This is a genomic window from Amycolatopsis coloradensis (assembly GCF_037997115.1).
Taxonomy (GTDB): Bacteria; Actinomycetota; Actinomycetes; order Mycobacteriales; family Pseudonocardiaceae; genus Amycolatopsis; species Amycolatopsis coloradensis_A.
Genome location: NZ_CP150484.1, coordinates 1922185 through 1939525, shown reverse-complemented (window position 1 = coordinate 1939525; position 17341 = coordinate 1922185). Strand labels below are relative to the sequence as shown.

The window sequence follows — 17341 nt, the reverse complement described above, 5'->3', positions numbered from 1 at the left end:
TTCAGAGGACTAAATACGGCGGGACGGGGGCCCGGACCTCGTACATGTCCCGTACCAGTTCCCGGATGACGTTGCGCCGGATCTTCCCGGTCGCCGTCTTCGGCAGTTCGCCCAGCTCGACGATGCTCCGCGGCCGCTTGAAGGACGCCAGCCCGGCCCGGCAGAACTCGATCAGCTCGTCCGCGTCCAGCCTGCCGCCGGGCACACCGACCACGCACGCGACCGGTTTCTCGATGCCGTCGGCGTCGAAGGCGGCCACCACCGCGACCTCGGCGACCGCCGGATGCTGCAGCAGCCTGTCCTCGACCTCGGCGGGCGACACCCAGATCCCACCCGGTTTCAGCATGTCGTTGAAGCGCCCGAGGCAGGTGTAGCTCCCGTCGGCGTTGCGCACGAAGCTGTCACCCGTCCGCAGCCATTCGCCCTGGAAGACTTGCTTCGTCGTCTCGTACCGCGCCCAGTACCCGGTCGCGATCGACGGCCCGGCGACGAACAGTTCACCGGGCTGCCCGTCCGGCACCGGCTCTCCCTGTTCGTCGCGCAGCGCGATCTCGTAGCCCGGCACCGGCACCCCGGTGCTGCCGGGTCGGACCTGACGCGGCCGGTTGGACAGGAAGATGTGCAACGCCTCGGTCGAGCCGATCCCGTCCAGGATCTCGACGCCGAAACGGTCGCGGAACCGTTCGTACAGCACGGCGGGCAGCGGCTCCCCCGCCGAAACCGCTTGGCGCACCGAGGAGAACGTGTCGTCGGGGATGTCGCCGGCGAGCAGCGCGGCGTAGAACGTCGGGACGGCGAAGAACAACGTCGGCCGCTCCGCGCGGACCCTGGCGGCGATCAGCCCCGGGGTCGGCCTCGCGGGTTCGAGCAGGGTCGTCCCGCCCGCCGCGAGCGGGAAGAACGCCGAATTCCCCAACCCGTAAGCGAAGAACAGCTTGGGGACGGAAAGGAACCGGTCGTTCGGGCCGATGTCCAGCACGCCGCGCGCGTACGTTTCGCAGACCGCGCGGATGCTCGCGTGACGATGCATCGCGCCTTTCGGCTTGCCCGTCGTCCCCGACGTGTACAGCCAGAGCGCGGGCGAATCCTCCCAGGTCGGAGCCGGCGCGAAACCATAATCGTCCACTGTGGACAGATCACTCCACTCGTGCGCGCGGACCCCGGACGGCAGTTCGGCCGCCTTGGCCCTGTCCAGCACGACGTCGGTGACCTCCGGCGCCAGCCCGAGCGCGACCGTCGCCTGCGCGGCGAACTCGCCCGAAACACACAGGACCCTGGCCCGGGAATCGGCGAGCAGTTTGCCCAGGTCCAGCCCGGTGACCATGGTGGAAACCGGCACCGCGACCGCTCCGGCCAGCATCGCGCCGAGGATCCCGGTGAGCAGTTCGACGTCGTCGACCATGCAGAACAGGACCCGCTCCTCCGGGCGGACGCCGATCGCCTTCAGTCCCGCCGCGACCCGGCGGCTTTCGGCCGCCAGGCCCGCGTACGTGAGGTTCCGTCTCGGGGAGACGACCGCGGCCTTCGCCCCGCGCCCTTCCGCCAGATGCCGGTCGAGCAGGTAGCTCGCCGCGTTGAAACCGGTGGCAGCAGCGGACACGGGCGCACCTTCTATCGGCTCAGCTCAGGTAAACGTATTCATAGTCGAACGGTTTCCCATTGATGCCCTGACGTGGCGGTGCCACCCAGCTCGCGATCTTTCCTCGCTCGTACACCGGGTGCATCAGCGATCGGACGAAGGTCAGGTCTTCGGGAGTGGGCAGCCACTTGCGTTTGCCGGCCAGCCAGGTCCGCTCGTCGACAACGGTGCCGTCGGGCGTCACATGGTGGCCGGAGTTTATGCCGACTTCGCGATTGAATCCAGGGTGCGGGAGAACGAATCGGAAGTCGATGCCCGCCTCGTCCAGGATCCTGTTCCAGCGGTTGACGCCGGTCTGGCAGTCGGCGCGGTATTCCTCCCGCAGGTCGAGGTTCAGCAGCAGGATGGCCGGGAGTTCCTCGGTCTCCCAGGTGCCGTCGGCCCTCGGCCGGGACAGCGATCCGGCGGCGTCGGTGAGCTTGTGGTCGTCCTTGCGGCGGGCCTCCTGCCAGCGGCCTTTCAGCCCGGCGGTGTAGTAGTTCGCCGCGTTGGTCGACGTCTCGCCGCCGAACAGGTCGAGCGAGACGGTGTAGTGGAAGTTGAGGTAACGCTGGATGACTTCCAGGGGGATCCCGCCGTGCCCGGCGATGTCGAAGGTGTCGTGCTCGCGGATCAGTTCGGCACTGCGGGTGACCACCCGGTCGACCCCCGTGGTGCCGACGAACATGTGGTGCGCCTCTTCCTTGAGCATGAATTCACAAGTGCGGGAAAGCGGGTCGAAGCCGCTTTCCTTGAGGGTGCCGAGCTGGTATTTGCCATCGCGATCGGTGAAATAGGTGAACATGTAGAACGCGAGCCAATCCGCGGTCTCCTCGTTGAAGGCGTCGAGGATCCGGGGCGCGTCCGGACTTCCGGAATTCCGGAGCAGCAATCCTTCCGCTTCGTCGCGGCCTTCGCGGCCGAAGTAGGCGTGCAGCAGATAAACCATCGCCCACAGGTGGCGGCCTTCTTCGACGTTGACCTGGAAGAGGTTCCGCAGGTCGTAGAGGCTCGGCGCGGTGAGGCCCAGCAGCTTCTGCTGCTCGACCGACGCGGGTTCGGTGTCGCCCTGGATCACGATGAGCCGCTGCAGGTCGGCGCGGTATTCGCCGGGCACCTGCTGCCAGGCGGGCTCGCCCTTGTGCTCGCCGAAGCCGATCACCCGGTCCGGATCCGGCTCCGCGAGGAAGATCCCCCACCGGTAGTCGGGCACGTCGACGTGGTCGAAATGCGCCCAGCCGTCCCGGCCGACGCTGACCGCGGTCCGCAGGTAGACCCCCTGCGTCCGCAGCGCGGGGCCCATTTCGCCCCACCAGTCCAGGAATTTCGGCTGCCAGCCCTCCAGCGCCCGCTGGAGGCGCCGATCACCGGAGAGGTCGACGTTGTTGGGGATCTTGGCGTCGTAATCGATCTTGGTGGGCATGGGCTGTTCAAACCCGCTTCCTGTCGAAGACGGCCTTCTGACCGGTCCCGTAGCGACGCAGCGCGCCCTCGGGACCGGATGCGTTCGGACGGGTGAAGATCCAGTTCTGCCAGGCGGCGAGCCTGCCGAAGATCTTGCTTTCCAGCGTCTCGGGGCCGACGAACCGATGGTTCGCCTCCATTCCGGTCAAGGCGTCCGGGCTCAGCGAAGCCCGTCCTTCCAGCGCGATCCGGATCTCGTCCTCCCAGTCGAGGTCGTCCGGTGCGTCGGTGACCAGGCCGAGTTCGTTCGCCTCGGCCGGGCTCAGCGTTTTGCCGCGTACCTCCGCGAGCCTCGTGACGTGATCGGGGTCGCCGAAGAACCGGGATTCTAGGCGGGTCAGGCCGTTGCCCATCGGGAAACGACCGAAGTTGGCTTCCGACAACGTGATCGACGCACGTTCTTCACTGTCTTCGTCATCGAGCGGCGGACCGTCCAAGATGTACTGCCGGTCCGCGGCGAGCGCGAGTTCCAGCAGGAGCCCGGCGTAGCAGCTGCCAGGCTCGACGAGGGCGATCAGGCCGCGGCTGGTGACGTCCAGCCGCTTTAGCGTCCGCTTGAAGTAGTGGACGATTTCGTTGCTCAGGCAGTCTTTCGCGTCGAACACGGCGCGTTCGTGTTCGAGGACCTTCACCGGATCGCCTTCGGTGCGGAGCACCCACGTGCCGAGTTCGGGTTCGTTGGTGCGCAGGCGAAGGATCGCGTCGTCCAGTTCGCGGGTGACGTCCAGCAGCCAGCCGTCGTCGGCATCCGGGCCCTTGACGGTGATCGTCGCGTCGGTCTTGCCGCGGGCGATGTCGACATAACGATGCTTGAGTGGCCTCAGTTCGACGCCTTCCCCGTCGAGCCGCCCGCTCGTCCGCGCGAACTCCTTCGCCCTGGCCAGCACGGCTTCGCGGAAACCCTGCCGCGGCACGAGCTCGTCGACGAGCCGCCAGTCGACAGCGGTGCGCCCTTTCACCCCGTCGGGGCGGGTGGCGAAGACGTCGGCGAGATCCCGCCGCACGCCGCGTTTGTCGACCACCCTGGTGAGCCCGCCGGTGCCGGGCAGGACGCCGAGGAGCGGCACCTCCGGCAGCGCGACGGTCGAGGAGTTGTCGTCGACCAGCAGGATCTTTTCGCAGGCGAGCGCGATCTCGTAGCCGCCGCCGGCACAGATGCCGTTGACCGCCGCGACGTAGACCTGCCCGGAGTGCGCGGCGGCGTCCTCCATGGCGTTGCGGGTCTCATTGGTGAATTTGCAGAAGTTCACCTTCCACTCGTGCGACGACGAAGCGAGCATGCGGATGTTCGCGCCGGCACAGAAGACGTTGTCCTTCGCGCTGGTCACGATGACCACGCGGACCTCGGGATGCTCGAACCGGAGCCGCTGTGTCGCGTCGTGCAACTCGATGTCGACGCCGAGGTCGTAGGAGTTGAGCTTGAGCTCGTAACCCGGTACGAGACCGCCGTCCGGGTCGACATCGAGTTCGAGCCACGCGACGTCGCCGTCGGTGGACAGTTTCCAGTGCCGGTAGCCGCTGGGATGACGTTCGAACGTCACCGATGTGGTCCGCGTCACCCTTCCAATTGTCTACATTGCACCGATTTGCGTCAATGTTGTGTAGAAAGTTGGTCAGCCGTCGTCACCCGGTTGAGCTTCGCCGCCGCCCAGACCACGAACGCCCACAGCAGCAGCGCGGCCGCCGTGTCGGTGTAGATCGTGGCGAACCAGAAGGCCGGGATCTGCGGCACGGCGACCAGGAAGTGGCCGAGGCTCGCGAGGCCGGACAGCGAATAGACCATCAGGAAGGCGAGCGCCCGCCAGTAACGTCCGCGCAGGTAGTCGCGGTAGCCGAGCACGCCGAAGACGGAGAAGAGGACGTACGCGACGACGACCAAGGTGGCGGCCATGCCCACCGAGATCCCCTCGATCTGCGGATAGTCCGCCGCCCTGAGCACGTTGTGCGCGTAGTGCAGCGTAGTGGACAGCAGCGTGAAGGCCAGGATCAGCCGTAACGCGGCGAGTCCCTTGTCCTGAAGAGTTTCCATGTTCGCCCCCTTGGCGACTTGATAGATCGCTCTAGCGAGAGAGTAGACCATGGCGGGAGAGAGATGAAGGGACCTTTGCTACCGCCCGGGGGTGTGGGGAAATAGAGACGTCGAGTGTCCCTATTCCCACACACCCCTCACCCCGCGTAGCGACACTGACCGACCGTGTGGATTTTGGGACGTCAGATGTCCCGAAACCCACACAGTCACCGGAGGCGGCCCGAGCCGCTGCGCGCACGGAAGCAAGGGACCTTTGCTACCGCCTGGCGCCCGGCCTCGTCCTCCGAGCGCAGGTTGCGAAAGCGGCTTTCGCGACGCCCTCCACCGCCGAAGCGCGACCGAAGCGCGGTGACACATCAGGGAAGAGCACGCCCCACCCCTTCAGCTCTCAAAAATGTCGGTGGGTGCGCGTAGAGAAGGAGGAGTGCCCGAAGCGACCGTGCCCCTGATCGGGGTCGAGAACCTCAAGATGCCCGAATGGGCCACGGTCGACGAGACCGTGGCCGCGGCGGGGATGGTCAAGGCCATCCGCACGCTCCCGTCCGCCGTGGCCATCGTGCTGCGGCTGGCCTGGCGGACGTCGCCGCGGCTGACCTTGCTCGCCGGCGTCGTCCACCTCCTTTCCGGCTGTGTCACGGCCTTCGGCCTGCTGGCCACGGCGAACGTGTTCATCGCGCTGCTGGAGAACGGGCCGACGCCCGAGAGGGTGCTGCACTCGCTGCCCGCGCTGCTGATCGTCGTCGGCACGTACGCGTTGCGCGCGCTGCTCGACACGGCGGTGGCCGCGGTCGAGGGCGCGCTCCGGCCGCGCGTCGTGACTTCGGCGGGCGACGAGGTCACCGCCGCGATGGTCCGCGTCCACCTGCTGGCCTTCGAGGACGCGGACTTCCGGGAGCTGGCGAGGCAGGGCGCGCGGTACGGGGTCCGGTCGATCGAGATGAGCCTGCGCCGGCTCGCGGATCTGACGTCGGCGCTGATCTCGCTGGTCGCCGCGCTGGTGGCGGCGGGCCTGCTCAATCCGTGGCTCGCGCCGGTGCTGCTGCTCGCGGCGGTGGCCGACGGCTGGGCGGCGGCGAAGGTCGCGAAGCTGAACTACCGGCATTATCTCGACACCGTCGGCCGCAACATCCGGAAAGGGATCGTCGAGGAGGTCGCGACGTGGCGCGAGTTCGCGCTCGAACGGCACGCCCTCACCCTCCAGGAGCCGTTGCTCGGCGAGTACCGGCGGATCACCGACAGCTTGATGCGCGAAGAGGTCCGGCTCGCGCATCGCAGCAACATGGTCCGCCTGACCGGGCGCGCGGCGGCCGGTGTCGGCACCGCGATCGCGTATCTGGTGCTCGGTCTCCTGCTCTACTCCGGGCAGATGGAGCTCGCCCTCGCCGGGACGGCCGCGCTCGCCATGCGGACGGCGTCGAATTCGCTGTCCATCACGATGCACGCGGTGAACTCCTTGTACGAGGAGTCGTTCTACATCGCCTTCTTCAATCGGCTGCTGGTGGAGTCCGAGAAACGGGGCCCGGCGAAGGGCGGGGTCGCGGCTCCACCGGATCCGGCGGAGATCCGGCTGGAGAACGTCGGTTTCACCTACCCCGGCCAGGAGAACCCCGCACTGCGCGAGGTTTCACTGACCATCCGGCGCGGCGAGGTGGTCGCCCTCGTCGGGGAGAACGGTTCGGGCAAGACCACGCTGGGCAAGCTGCTCACCGGGCTCTATCCGCCTTCGGAGGGAAAGGTGTACTGGGACGACGTCGATCTGGCCGGCGCCGATCACGAGTCGGTGCACGCCAACATCGCCGTCATCGCCCAGGATCCCGCCGAATGGCCGATGACGGCGGAGCACAACGTGACCGTCGGCAGGCTCGGCCGGGAAGACCCGGAGCGCGCCGCGTGGCACGACGCGATCACCTCCTCCGGCGCCGAAGAAGTGATCGATTCCTTGCCCGCCAAAGAGAAAACGGTGCTGTCCAAGAAGTTCAACGACGGGCGGGACCTTTCGGGCGGGCAGTGGCAGCGGATGGGCATCGCCCGCGGGATCTACCGCGACGCCGCCGTCCTGGTCGCCGACGAGCCGACGGCCGCCCTCGACGCGAAGGCCGAGGCCCGGGTCTTCGCGGGGCTGAGGCACGCGAGCGCTTCCGGGGCGGGCAGGCGCACGACGATCCTGGTGACCCATCGGCTGGCCAACATCCGCTCCGCGGACCGGATCCTCGTGCTGGAGAAGGGACGGCTGATCGAGCAGGGCACGCACGCCGAGCTCATCGAGGAAGGAGGCGTCTACCACGAGCTTTACGAGATCCAGGCCCGTGCGTATCGCGGCGAGTGAGCGGGTAACCGGTGGACGGCAAGGACCCGATCCATCGGAGGGAACCATGTCCGACCAGGAAGACCGCGAAGCAGCCGACGGCCCGAGCCCGGCCGACGCCTCCGAAGAGGCTGTCCAGCTCAGCAGGCCCGACGGCGGCGAACCGGGCGACACCGAACCGGAGGAGGTCGCCGAAGACGAGGGCATGCAGCGGGCCGCCGGGCCGGAGAGCCAAGCCGTCCACGTCGAGGACGCGTAGCCGTTTCCGGCTTCGGCGGTCACACTGTCCTGATGCCGGAGAAGATCGCCGAAGTGAACGGCATCCAGCTGTGCCACGAGACGTTCGGGCCGCCGGATGGCAGGCCGTTGCTGATGATCATGGGTTTGGCGTCGCAGATGATCTGGTGGGACGACGAACTCTGCGAGAACCTCGCGGCCGAGGGGTTCTACGTCATCCGCTACGACAACCGGGACGCCGGCCGGTCCAGCCGGATGTCCGGCCGGGCGAACCTGCCGCTCGCGTACGCCCTGCGCGTGGCGCCGTACTCCCTGGCGGACATGGCGGGTGACGCCGCCGGGCTGCTGACCGAACTCGGCGTCGAGAGCGCGCACGTCGTGGGCGCGTCGATGGGCGGGATGGTCGCGCAGACGCTGGCCATCGAGTACCCGTCGCGGGTGCGGTCGCTGACGTCGATCATGTCGACCACCGGCAACCGGTTCGTCGGGCGGCCGAGCGCCAAGGCGACGGCGATGCTGCTTTCGGCGCCTCCTCGCGGCCGAGAGGAGTACGTCGATTCGCTGGTGCGCACCTTCCGAGTCATCGGCTCGCCCGGCTACCCCTTCGACGAGGCGCGGATGCGGGAACGCGCGGAACGGTCCTTCGATCGCGGCGTCGATCCCGGCGGGACCGCGCGGCAGCTGGCGGCGATCGTTTCGAGCCGGGATCGCTTCCGCGCGTTGCGGAAACTCGAAGTGCCCGCACTGGTCGTGCACGGTTCGAAGGATCCGCTCGTGCACGTTTCCGGCGGCCGGGCGACGGCCCGTGCGCTGCGGGAGTCCGAAGTGGACATCGTCCCCGGCATGGGGCACGACCTCCCGCGCGCGATCTGGCCGCGGCTGACGCGCGGTCTGGTCCGGACCGCCGACCGCGCCGACGTCAAGACCCGGCGAGCGTGATCGAGCCCAGATGCGAGAAATGCGCCGCCACCCGTGAACCCGGGCGCACGTCGACCGCGTCGGTCATCCCGCCGGTGAGCACGATCCAGCCAGGCTCCAGCGCGAGCCCCCGAGCGCCGAGGGTGTTGGCCGCCAGCGCCAGCGCTTCCGCCGGATGTCCCTGCACGGCCGCGCCGGTGGCGGTGTCGACGATCGCACCGTCGACCTCCAGAAGCGCCGCTTCCAGCGAAAGATCCACTGTGGACGGCTCGACGCTGACCGGGCCCAGCGTGAAATACGCCGAGAAACCGTTGTCCGCCACGGCGTCCGGCAGCTTGCCCCGGTAGTCGCGGTAGCGGCTGTCGACGATCTCGATGCCGCCGTGGACCCGGTCCACCGCCGCCATCGCGGTCGCCGCGGTGACACCGGGGCCCGCGAGCCGGTCACCCAGCACGAAAACCAGCTCGGGCTCCGCACGCGGGTGGATCAGCGACGGCACCGGGACGCCGGCGGGCAGCACCATCGCGTCGGTCAGCCACGCGAGCAACGGCGAGTCGATCCCCATCCGCCGCTGCATCGCCCGCGAGGTCAGGCCCAGCTTGACGCCGATCACCGTCTCGCCGCGCGCCCGCCGAAGCCGCAGCGCCTCGTCCTGGATCGCATAAGCGGTGTCGACGTCCAGAGCGGGCCACGTGTCCGTCAGTGGCTCGCGTTCTTCCCCGGACAGCAGCGCTTCCGCCGCCTCACGCACACCAAGGCTCACGGCCGTTCCTCCCCGGAGAACTTCGCGGTGACACTGCCGAGCCCCGCCATCGTCGCGACGACGGTGTCGCCGGGACTCACCGGGATCGCGCGCGTCATCGAACCCGGCAGCACGACGTGTCCCGGTTCGAGCGCGACACCGAGCGGCCCGACCGTGTTCGCGAGCCACACCAGCGCGTTCACCGGTGAGCCGAGTACCGCGCCACCCGCCCCGGTCGCCGCGATCTCGCCGTTCTGGTGCAGGACGCAGCCCACCAGCCGCAGGTCGATGTCGCCGATCGCGGTCGGCCTGCTGCCGAGGACGACACCGCCCGAGGACGCGTTGTCCGCGATCGTGTCGACGATGCTGATCTTCCAGTCCTGGATACGGGAATCGACGATCTCCAGCGCCGGGACGACGAAGTCCACCGCCCGCAGCGCGTCCGCCACCGTGACGCCGGGGCCGCGCAGCCGTGAGCCGAGCACGAACGCGATCTCCGGCTCGATCCTCGGCTGCAGGAAGCCGCCGATCGGGATCGGCTGGTGTTCGAGGTGGAACATCGAGGCGGTCAGATGGCCGTAGTCGGGCTGGTCGACGCCCATCTGCCGCTGCATTGCGGCGGACGCGAGACCGACCTTGTGCCCGCGCACCTCGTCGCCGCGTTCGGCCCAGTGGCGGACGAGCCGCTGCTGGATGCGGTACGCGTCCTCCAAGGTCGCGGCGGGATACGTCTCGATGAGGGGCGCGATCGGCTTGCCGGTCTCGTACGCGCTGAGCAGCGCGGCCGCGGCCTCCTGCAGCGTGCTGGCGTCCATGGGCTCCTTCCGACAGCCGAACTCTGCCCCGTCGCCTGTGCCCGCACAAGACGCCCGTTCCACTGGCCGGTACGCACGGATTAGGCCGAAAGGGTCTCGCACGCCCCCGATCATCACCTAGCCTGCACCCATGTCCGATTGGACGCTCTCACGGGCGAAGGCCAGGATCGACCGCCGCGAAGAGCTCGACGAGCTCACCGCGCGCATCCGCTACGAGGTGCGGGTGCACCTCAACGAGCCCACCGCGCACAACGCCTACGACGAGCTGACCGACATCTTCGCCATCGGGCACGCGGAGTGTTCGGCACTGCTGAAGCACCGCCGTGTCCTGCCGCTGTGGGAGCGGCTGCTGCTCCAGCGCTACACCCGGCGTCTCTACGGCAAGGCGGTCTCGGCGACCGTCGGTGACCTCCCCGCCGACGCGGGGCCGGCGCCCGCGGCCGCGTTCGGCCCGGAGATCGCCTCCCTGACCCCGGATTCCGGTGACACGGGGGCGAAGTTCGACCTGCAGGGCCGCGGCCTGGTCAACGTCTTCCGGATCGCCGCCGGGCGGCACGGCGAGATCTGGCCGGACCGCCATGACGTCGCGACGACCTCCGCGCGCAGCGTCCTCACCTGCTCCGCGGTCTTCCTGCGCCGCCGCGCCTGGCACGTCGTCTGGCCGGTGTATCGGGTGCGGGGGCTGCGGCTCTGGAAGCTCTAGGAATGCGCTGCCACCTGCCGTCGTTGAACCCGGTATGACCGATCGCGCCACCGAGATCCTCGCCGGATCGAAGACGATCGCCGTCGTGGGGCTGAGCCGCGATCCGGCCAAGGCCTCGCACGGGGTCGCCGCCGTGCTGCAGGCACACGGGTTCCGGATCATCCCCGTCCATCCCTCGGCCGACGAGCTGCTGGGCCAGAAGGTCTACCGCTCGCTCACCGACATCCCGGAGCCCGTCGACATCGTCGACGTCTTCCGGCCGTCCGAGGACACCCCGCCGATCGCCGAACAGGCCGTCGCGATCGGCGCGAAGGCGCTCTGGCTGCAGCAGGGCATCGTCTCCGCCGAGTCCCGCCGGATCGCCGAAGAAGGCGGGCTGGCTTACGTCGAAGACCGCTGCACCGCCGTCGTCCGAGCGGTCGCGAATCTGTCTGTGCGTTAGAAACGTACTTCGCCACGAACCCTCGCCGCGATTTTCCGGCGGGGGTTCGTTCATATCCGTGAACAAAAGAATGACCTTTGAAGTCATACACCGATTCTGATCAGCCGAACGAATTGGTCCAAACCGGTGATCTTGACCGGAAGCCTTCGAGCTGGGAAAACTTGTCCGGTCGTCAGTTTGTTAAGAAACCTTCCCAAGGGTGGGGCGAGCTGTTAACGTCCGAATCCGCTTAGCGGAAACAGGTGCCGATCACCGGCACCCCGGTCCATCGGAGGGCGAAGTGGGCACACCCCGCTCCCTGGATTCCAGTGGCACACTCGAGCGCGGACTCGCGGTTCTCGAGCATGTGGGCCAGAACCAGGAGATTTCCACCAACGCGATCGCCCGGCAACTGGGTCTCTCCCGGAGCGCGGCCTACCGCATCGTCGGCACCCTCAAGAATCTCGAATACCTCGAAGCCGATCGCACCACCGGCCGCGTGCGGCTCGGCACCCGGCTGGTCGAACTCGGCGCCCGCGCGATGGCCGCGACCGACCTCCACCGCTGCGCGCCGCGTTATCTCGCGTCGCTCGCCGAACGCAGCGGCGAGACGACCTATCTCGCCGTCCCGGACAACGACACGATGGTCTACGTCGCCACCGAACGCAGCGCCAACGCCGTCACCCTTGCCTGCCGCCTCGGCACCCGCCGCCCGCAGCACGCGACGTCGCTGGGCAAGGCGTGGCTGGCGGCACTGCCCGAACAGGACCGCGTCGAACGCATCCGCCGGATGAAACTCGACAGTCTCACGCTCAAGACGATCAACGATCCGGCCCGGCTCCTCGACGACCTTGCCAGGACCAGCCGCCGCGGCTGGGCCGTGGACGACGTCGAGAACGAACCGGACGTGGGCTGCGTGGCGGCCGCCGTCCGCGACCACACCGGACGGCCGATCGCCGCGATCAGCATCGCGGGCCCCGCCGGCCGGGTGCTCCGCCGCACCGACGAACTGGGCGCGACGGTGGCGGGCACCGCGGCCGCGCTGTCGCTCCGGCTGGGTTACGTCCGCGCGCAAAGGGCCTGACGTGGGCTGGGTCCAGGACTACCAGCCGGCGGGCGGGCTCTGGCCGTCCGCCGCGCTGGCGGCGCTGCCGATCATCGTGCTGCTGGTGACGCTGGGAGTCCTGCGCCGGTCGGCGCAGCTCTCGGCGGCGCTGGCGCTGATCACCGCGCTGCTGGTCGCGGTACTGCTGTATCGCATGCCCGCCGGGCTCGCCTTCGATTCCGCGGCCATGGGTGTCGTGTTCGGGGTGTGGTCGGTGGCCTGGATCGCGTTCCACGCCGTGTACTTCCACAACGTCACCGTCGCGACGGGACGATTCGACGACATCAAGGCGGTCCTCGCCGGGTTCAGTGAGGACCGCCGCCTCCAGGCGCTGCTGATCGCGTTCGGCTTCGGGGCGCTGCTGGAAGGGATCGCGGGCGGCGGCTCGCCGATCGCGATCACCGCGGCGATGATGGCCGCGCTCGGTTTCCCGCCGGTGAAGGCGGTCGTGCTCGCGTTGCTGGCGAACACCGCGCCGGTCGCGTTCGGCGGCCTCGGCAATCCGCTGATCGTGCTCGGCAGGCTGACCGCGCCGATCCTCGGCATGAAACAGGAGCAGGCGACGGAACTGTTCTCGTCGATGGTCGGCCGCCAGCTCCCGTTGCTGGCCCTGATCGTCCCCGGTTTCCTGATCGTGGTCCTCGCGGGCTGGAAACGGATGATCGAGGTCTGGCCCGCCGTGCTGACGGCCGGGCTGTCGTTCGCGGTCATGCAGTTCGTCACCTCGAACTTCATCAGCCCGAGCCTCGTCGACGTCGTCGCCGCGCTCGCCGCGATGGCCTCGCTGTGGATCTTGACGCGGTTCTGGCAGCCGTCGGCGGTCTGGCGTTTCGACGGCGAGGAACCGGTGAAGTCCGGGGCGAGCCTCGGCGCGGCGAAAGCCCGACGCGGCGCGCTGTACGCGTGGGCGCCGTACATCATCCTGATCGCGGCGATCTTCCTGTCCCGGATCGGCACGATCTTCAAGAACCTGCCGGAATGGCTGGACCTGACGAAGCTGCTGCACAAGGCCGACTGGGTGTTCGCGTGGCCGGGACTGCACAAGGAGGTCGTCCAGCACGCGCCGATCACGCCGAAGGACACCCCGTACGCGGCGACGTTGACCGTCGATTTCCTTTACTCGCCGGGAACGGTGGCCCTGATCGCGGCGATCGTGGCGGGCTTCCTGATGGGGGCGAAACCGCGGCTGCTGCTGGCGACCTACCGGCGGACGCTGCACCAGATGCGCTGGGCGCTGGCGACGATCTTCATGATCCTCGCGATCGCGTTCGTCATGAACTACTCGGGTGCGACGCAGACACTCGGCCTGGCGCTGGCGACCACCGGGGTGCTGTTCCCGTTGTTCTCGGCCTACATCGGCTGGCTGGGGGTGTTCCTCACCGGATCGGACGCGTCGACGAACAGTCTCTTCGGGCCGATGCAGGTGATTTCGGCTCAGCAACTGCACGTCGACCCGATCCTCGCCGGTGCCACCAACACCTCGGGCGGCGTGATGGGGAAGATGATCTCGCCGCAGAACCTGTCCATCGGCGCCACCGCGATCGGGCGATCCGGGCAGGAGGGCGCGCTGCTGCGGCAGACCTTCCTGTGGTCGGTCGTGCTGACCGCCGTGGTCGGGGGCATCGCGTTGCTTCAGGCGACCGTGCTGGAGTTCATGATCCCGTCGTGAACGGGAATGCAGGAATGTCCACAATGGTCACCCGATCTTTACCGGCCATTGGGCTGGATGGATGAACGCCAGGTTCGTTCACCGGAATGGGAACTACCGTTGTCCTCATGCCCATGACGCTGATCAAAGGAACGTTCCAGCTCGTCGGAGCCTCACCGGACGGCGATTCGGTACGGTTCTATCCCGAAGATCCCCAGGCGACCAAGAAGGCGGGCCTGAAGGTCCGGCTCAATTCGCGGGGCGGGATGCAGCTTCGGCTCGACGCGATCGACGCGCTCGAAACGCATTACCAGGCCAGGGGAACCGGCGGGATGTGGCATCAGCCCGCGGAATTCGCCGACGCCGCCGCGGCGAACCTGCTGAAGGCCCTCGGCTTCAAGACGGTCGAACGCGATGAACGGGGAACGGTCACTTCGTCGACGCCGATCAAGGTACCCGGTCACATACTGACGCGATTCGCCGACAAATACGGACGGGCGGTGGCGTTCGCCTTTCCCGGACAACGGCCGGGACGGTCGGCGGACCTTTCCAAGGTCCATCTCGACGTCAAAACGCTGAAGAACTCCGCGAACTACCGGCAGGTCGCGGACGGGCTCGTCTACCCGACGTTCTATTCACTGCTTTACCCCGATCTGCGTGACGCCTTGGCCGAAGCGGCGGTCGAAGCGCGCCAGAACGGACTCGGGCTGTGGCCTCAGGACGTCACGAACTCCGGGTTCAAGCTCTCGTCGCGTCGGCAACTGGCCGACGAACTGGTGATCCTGCCGAAACTGTTCCGCAGGCTCGTCGACTACCTCGCGCTCGACGAAAGCGGCGGGGTCTCGCTGAGCGGCTTCTCCGACTTCCTCGATTCCCGCGACGACCGCCTGTTCACCGTCCCGGACGGGCACGCCACGGAATTCGAGACCTTGGTGAGCGTGAAGCGGCAGACCGTGAGCCTGACGATCGAGCCCGAGCGGATCGTCTTCATCGAGGCCTGAACCATGCCCCGTGTCGGCAAAAACACCGTACCTCCCTCCCCCTCCGCCGTGCTCATCTGAAAGGTGGGAGAGGGAGCCGATGCGAGGACACGGTTCACGACGGCCGGAGGAGGCCGGCGGGCGGATGGAGACGGCTTCGAAGCTCGTCGACGCCATCCGCGTCCTGGTCGTGCGCTACTGCCGGGCGCGGATCGGCCGCCGCGCGGGCACCTACGACATCGCCGACGCGATCGCGAAGGACAGCTGCCGCGAGATCTTCGCCGGGGCGGCCGGCGCTCCCGCGCTCCTCAGGTTCGCCTACGACGTCACGCACGGCCTGGTGGACGACTTCCACCGGACCACCGCCGAGCTGCCGAACCCGCTTTCCGGGCTGCCGGGCCAGCAGCGCGAGATCATGGTGCTGCGGTCGCTCGTCGGGCTTTCCGCCGACGACACCGCGCTGGCGCTCGGCTGCTCCGTCCAGGCCGTCCGGCTGGGGCAGCACCGGGCGCTGAGCGCGTTGCGTCCTGCCCCCGCCTGACGCGTTTCGTCCTCGGGATGCGGTAGTTCGTGGCGCGAACTACCGCGTCCAGAGGACTAATCGCGGCGGGTGCACTCCGCGGCCCGGTTCAGCAGCAGGGTGCGCTCGCGGTCGTTCCCGGTCATCTCGGCCGCGCGCTCGAACTCGGCGCGGGCCTCGTCGAGGCGGCCGAGCTTCGCCAGGAAGTCGCCGCGCACACTCGGCAGCAGGTGGTACGACTTCAGCGCGGGCTCCGACACCAGCTTGTCGACGACCTCCAGCCCCGCCTCCGGACCGACGGCCATCGACAGCGCCACCGCCCGGTTCAGTTCGATCACCGGCGACGGGTTCAGCTTCCCGAGCCCTTCGTACAGGACGGCGATGCGTGCCCAGTCCGTCTCGTCGCCCGTTCGCGCCCGCGCGTGACAGGCGGCGATGGCGGCTTGCGCCGCGTAGACGCCGAAAGCGCCGTCCGCCAGCGACTCGGCGAGCTCCAGCGCGGCGAGACCACGGCCGATCAGGAGCCGGTTCCATTTCGTCCGGTCCTGATCCATCAGCAGCACGGGTTCGCCGTTCGGCCCGACGCGCGCGGCGGCTCGCGACGCCTGGATCTCCATCAACGCGACGAGCCCGTGCACCTCGGGTTCCCTCGGCATCAGCCCGGCCAGGATCCGGCCGAGCCGCAGTGCCTCTTCGCACAGCGCCGGTCGCATCCAGTCCTCGCCCGCCGTCGCCGAATAGCCCTCGTTGAAGATCAGGTAGATGACCTCGAGCACCGAGGACAGGCGCGCGACCCTGTCCTCCCCCTCGGGCACCTCGAACGGCACCTTGGCGTCGCCGAGCGTCTTCTTCGCCCGGACGATCCGCTGCGCGATGGCGGTCTCCTTGGCGAGGAACGCCCGCGCGATCTCGTGCGTTTGGAGCCCGCCGATCATCTTCAGCGTCAGCGCCACCCTGGCCTCGGTCGACAGCACCGGATGACAGGCGGTGAACACCAGCCGCAGCAGATCGTCCTCGATATGGTCGTCGAGACCGGCGGTGAAGTCGGGATCCTCCTCGAACTCCAGCTCGCGGCCGATCTCGCCGAGCTTCTTCTCGTACCGCTCGTTGCGCCGGAAGGTGTCGACGGCGCGGCGTTTCGCCGTGGTCATGAGCCAGGCGCCCGGGTTCCTCGGGACGCCCGACTCAGGCCACTGTTCGAGCGCGGCGACCAGCGCGTCCTGCGCCAGTTCCTCCGCGAGTCCGACATCGCGCGTCATCCGCGCGAGGCCGGCGATGAGGCGGGCCGATTCGATCCGCCACACCGCGTCGATCGCCGAACGGGGGTCTGCTGTTGCCGTCACGCCGACCAATCAACAACGTCGGCGCGACGACCGCAACCACTAGTTCGCTCCGGTCTGCTCCCGCAGCTTCTGCTCGCGCTCGACGATCTCCGGTGTCGCGTTGTCGAAGTCCTCCAGCTCCGCGATGCGGCGGATTTCGATCTCGCCCTCGCGGAACGGCGCGCGCTTCATCCATTCGAGGACCTCGGCCCTGTCCTTGACCTGCAGGATCCAGAAACCCGCGATGAGCTCCTTGCTCTCGGCGAAGGGCCCGTCGACGATCCTGGCCTCGTTGGTGCCGGAGTACTGGACGCGGAAACCCTCGGCGCTGGGGAGCAGGCCTTCACCCGCGAGCATGACGCCGGCCTTCACCAGTTCCTCGTTGAACTTCCCCATCTCCTGAAGGTCCTCGGCGCTCGGCTGCGCACCGGCCACGTCGGTCTTCTCGTCGCTCTTGACGATCACCATGAACCGCATCTCGTGTCTCCGTTCCCGGCGGGGCTCGTCCCTGCCA

Annotated in this window: 17 protein-coding genes; 9 read left to right on the top strand and 8 right to left on the bottom strand. The window is 68.3% G+C overall.

The genetic code is table 11. The annotated features are described in order from the left end of the window. Position 1 precedes the first annotated feature (1 nt). The 4 genes from LCL61_RS09000 to LCL61_RS08985 are packed head-to-tail and all read right to left on the bottom strand — an operon-like array spanning position 2 to position 5111. Entirely contained in the window at positions 2–1600 is a 1599-nt protein-coding gene (locus LCL61_RS09000) for a benzoate-CoA ligase family protein (RefSeq protein WP_340686412.1), read from the bottom strand. A gap of 19 nt (positions 1601–1619) precedes the next feature. Continuing rightward, the gene (boxB, locus tag LCL61_RS08995; RefSeq protein WP_340686411.1) at positions 1620–3041 is read right to left on the bottom strand and encodes a benzoyl-CoA 2,3-epoxidase subunit BoxB; all 1422 of its coding nucleotides are present in this window, start codon (positions 3039–3041) and stop codon (positions 1620–1622) included. A 7-nt stretch (positions 3042–3048) separates the two neighbouring features. Continuing rightward, positions 3049–4641 (bottom strand): 2,3-epoxybenzoyl-CoA dihydrolase, encoded by a 1593-nt coding sequence (boxC, locus tag LCL61_RS08990; RefSeq protein WP_340686410.1) that lies wholly within the window; start codon positions 4639–4641, stop codon positions 3049–3051. A gap of 32 nt (positions 4642–4673) precedes the next feature. Then, on the bottom strand, positions 4674–5111 hold the full coding sequence (locus LCL61_RS08985) for a hypothetical protein (RefSeq protein ID WP_340686409.1): 438 nt from the start codon (positions 5109–5111) through the stop codon (positions 4674–4676). A 424-nt stretch (positions 5112–5535) separates the two neighbouring features. On the opposite strand from LCL61_RS08985, the gene LCL61_RS08980 reads away from it, so the two are divergent. From LCL61_RS08980 to LCL61_RS08970, 3 genes are read left to right on the top strand one after another with little or no spacing between them, the layout of a single operon-like run. Then, positions 5536–7437, top strand: coding sequence for an ABC transporter ATP-binding protein (locus LCL61_RS08980; protein ID WP_340686408.1), 1902 nt, complete (start codon positions 5536–5538; stop codon positions 7435–7437). Positions 7438–7483: 46 nt separating this feature from the next. Further along, the gene (locus LCL61_RS08975) at positions 7484–7675 is read left to right on the top strand and encodes a hypothetical protein (RefSeq protein WP_340686407.1); all 192 of its coding nucleotides are present in this window, start codon (positions 7484–7486) and stop codon (positions 7673–7675) included. Between the two features lie 32 nt (positions 7676–7707). After that, positions 7708–8592, top strand: a complete 885-nt coding sequence (locus tag LCL61_RS08970) for an alpha/beta hydrolase (RefSeq protein ID WP_340686406.1) — start codon at positions 7708–7710, stop codon at positions 8590–8592. On the opposite strand, the gene LCL61_RS08965 is transcribed toward LCL61_RS08970, so the two are convergent. Together LCL61_RS08965 and LCL61_RS08960 are read right to left on the bottom strand one after the other, a co-directional pair. Further along, positions 8573–9334: a 2-keto-4-pentenoate hydratase gene (locus tag LCL61_RS08965; RefSeq protein ID WP_340686405.1), complete on the bottom strand. Its 762-nt coding sequence runs from the start codon at positions 9332–9334 to the stop codon at positions 8573–8575. The genes LCL61_RS08970 and LCL61_RS08965 overlap by 20 nt on opposite strands. Then, positions 9331–10128 (bottom strand): 2-keto-4-pentenoate hydratase, encoded by a 798-nt coding sequence (locus tag LCL61_RS08960; protein WP_125683701.1) that lies wholly within the window; start codon positions 10126–10128, stop codon positions 9331–9333. Before LCL61_RS08960 ends, LCL61_RS08965 begins: the two co-directional genes overlap by 4 nt. A gap of 130 nt (positions 10129–10258) precedes the next feature. On the opposite strand from LCL61_RS08960, the gene LCL61_RS08955 reads away from it, so the two are divergent. The 6 genes from LCL61_RS08955 (at position 10259) to LCL61_RS08930 (ending at position 15526) form a co-directional block, all read left to right on the top strand. After that, entirely contained in the window at positions 10259–10831 is a 573-nt protein-coding gene (locus tag LCL61_RS08955; protein WP_340686404.1) for a hypothetical protein, read from the top strand. Positions 10832–10865: 34 nt separating this feature from the next. After that, positions 10866–11273 carry a CoA-binding protein gene (locus LCL61_RS08950; protein WP_340686403.1) on the top strand — a complete coding sequence of 136 codons (408 nt, stop codon included), beginning with the start codon at positions 10866–10868 and terminating at the stop codon, positions 11271–11273. A 280-nt stretch (positions 11274–11553) separates the two neighbouring features. Continuing rightward, the gene (locus tag LCL61_RS08945; protein WP_340686402.1) at positions 11554–12336 is read left to right on the top strand and encodes an IclR family transcriptional regulator; all 783 of its coding nucleotides are present in this window, start codon (positions 11554–11556) and stop codon (positions 12334–12336) included. A 1-nt stretch (position 12337) separates the two neighbouring features. Next, positions 12338–14026, top strand: a complete 1689-nt coding sequence (locus tag LCL61_RS08940; protein WP_340686401.1) for a lactate permease LctP family transporter — start codon at positions 12338–12340, stop codon at positions 14024–14026. A gap of 107 nt (positions 14027–14133) precedes the next feature. Beyond that, entirely contained in the window at positions 14134–15006 is an 873-nt protein-coding gene (locus tag LCL61_RS08935; protein ID WP_340686400.1) for a nuclease, read from the top strand. A gap of 124 nt (positions 15007–15130) precedes the next feature. Beyond that, entirely contained in the window at positions 15131–15526 is a 396-nt protein-coding gene (locus tag LCL61_RS08930) for a sigma factor-like helix-turn-helix DNA-binding protein (protein ID WP_340686399.1), read from the top strand. Between the two features lie 56 nt (positions 15527–15582). Here the strand turns inward: LCL61_RS08930 and LCL61_RS08925 are convergent, their stop codons facing one another. Together LCL61_RS08925 and LCL61_RS08920 are read right to left on the bottom strand one after the other, a co-directional pair. Further along, positions 15583–16857, bottom strand: a complete 1275-nt coding sequence (locus tag LCL61_RS08925) for an RNA polymerase sigma factor (protein WP_340686398.1) — start codon at positions 16855–16857, stop codon at positions 15583–15585. Positions 16858–16887: 30 nt separating this feature from the next. Further along, on the bottom strand, positions 16888–17304 hold the full coding sequence (locus tag LCL61_RS08920) for a YciI family protein (protein ID WP_340686397.1): 417 nt from the start codon (positions 17302–17304) through the stop codon (positions 16888–16890). Positions 17305–17341: the final 37 nt, after the last annotated feature.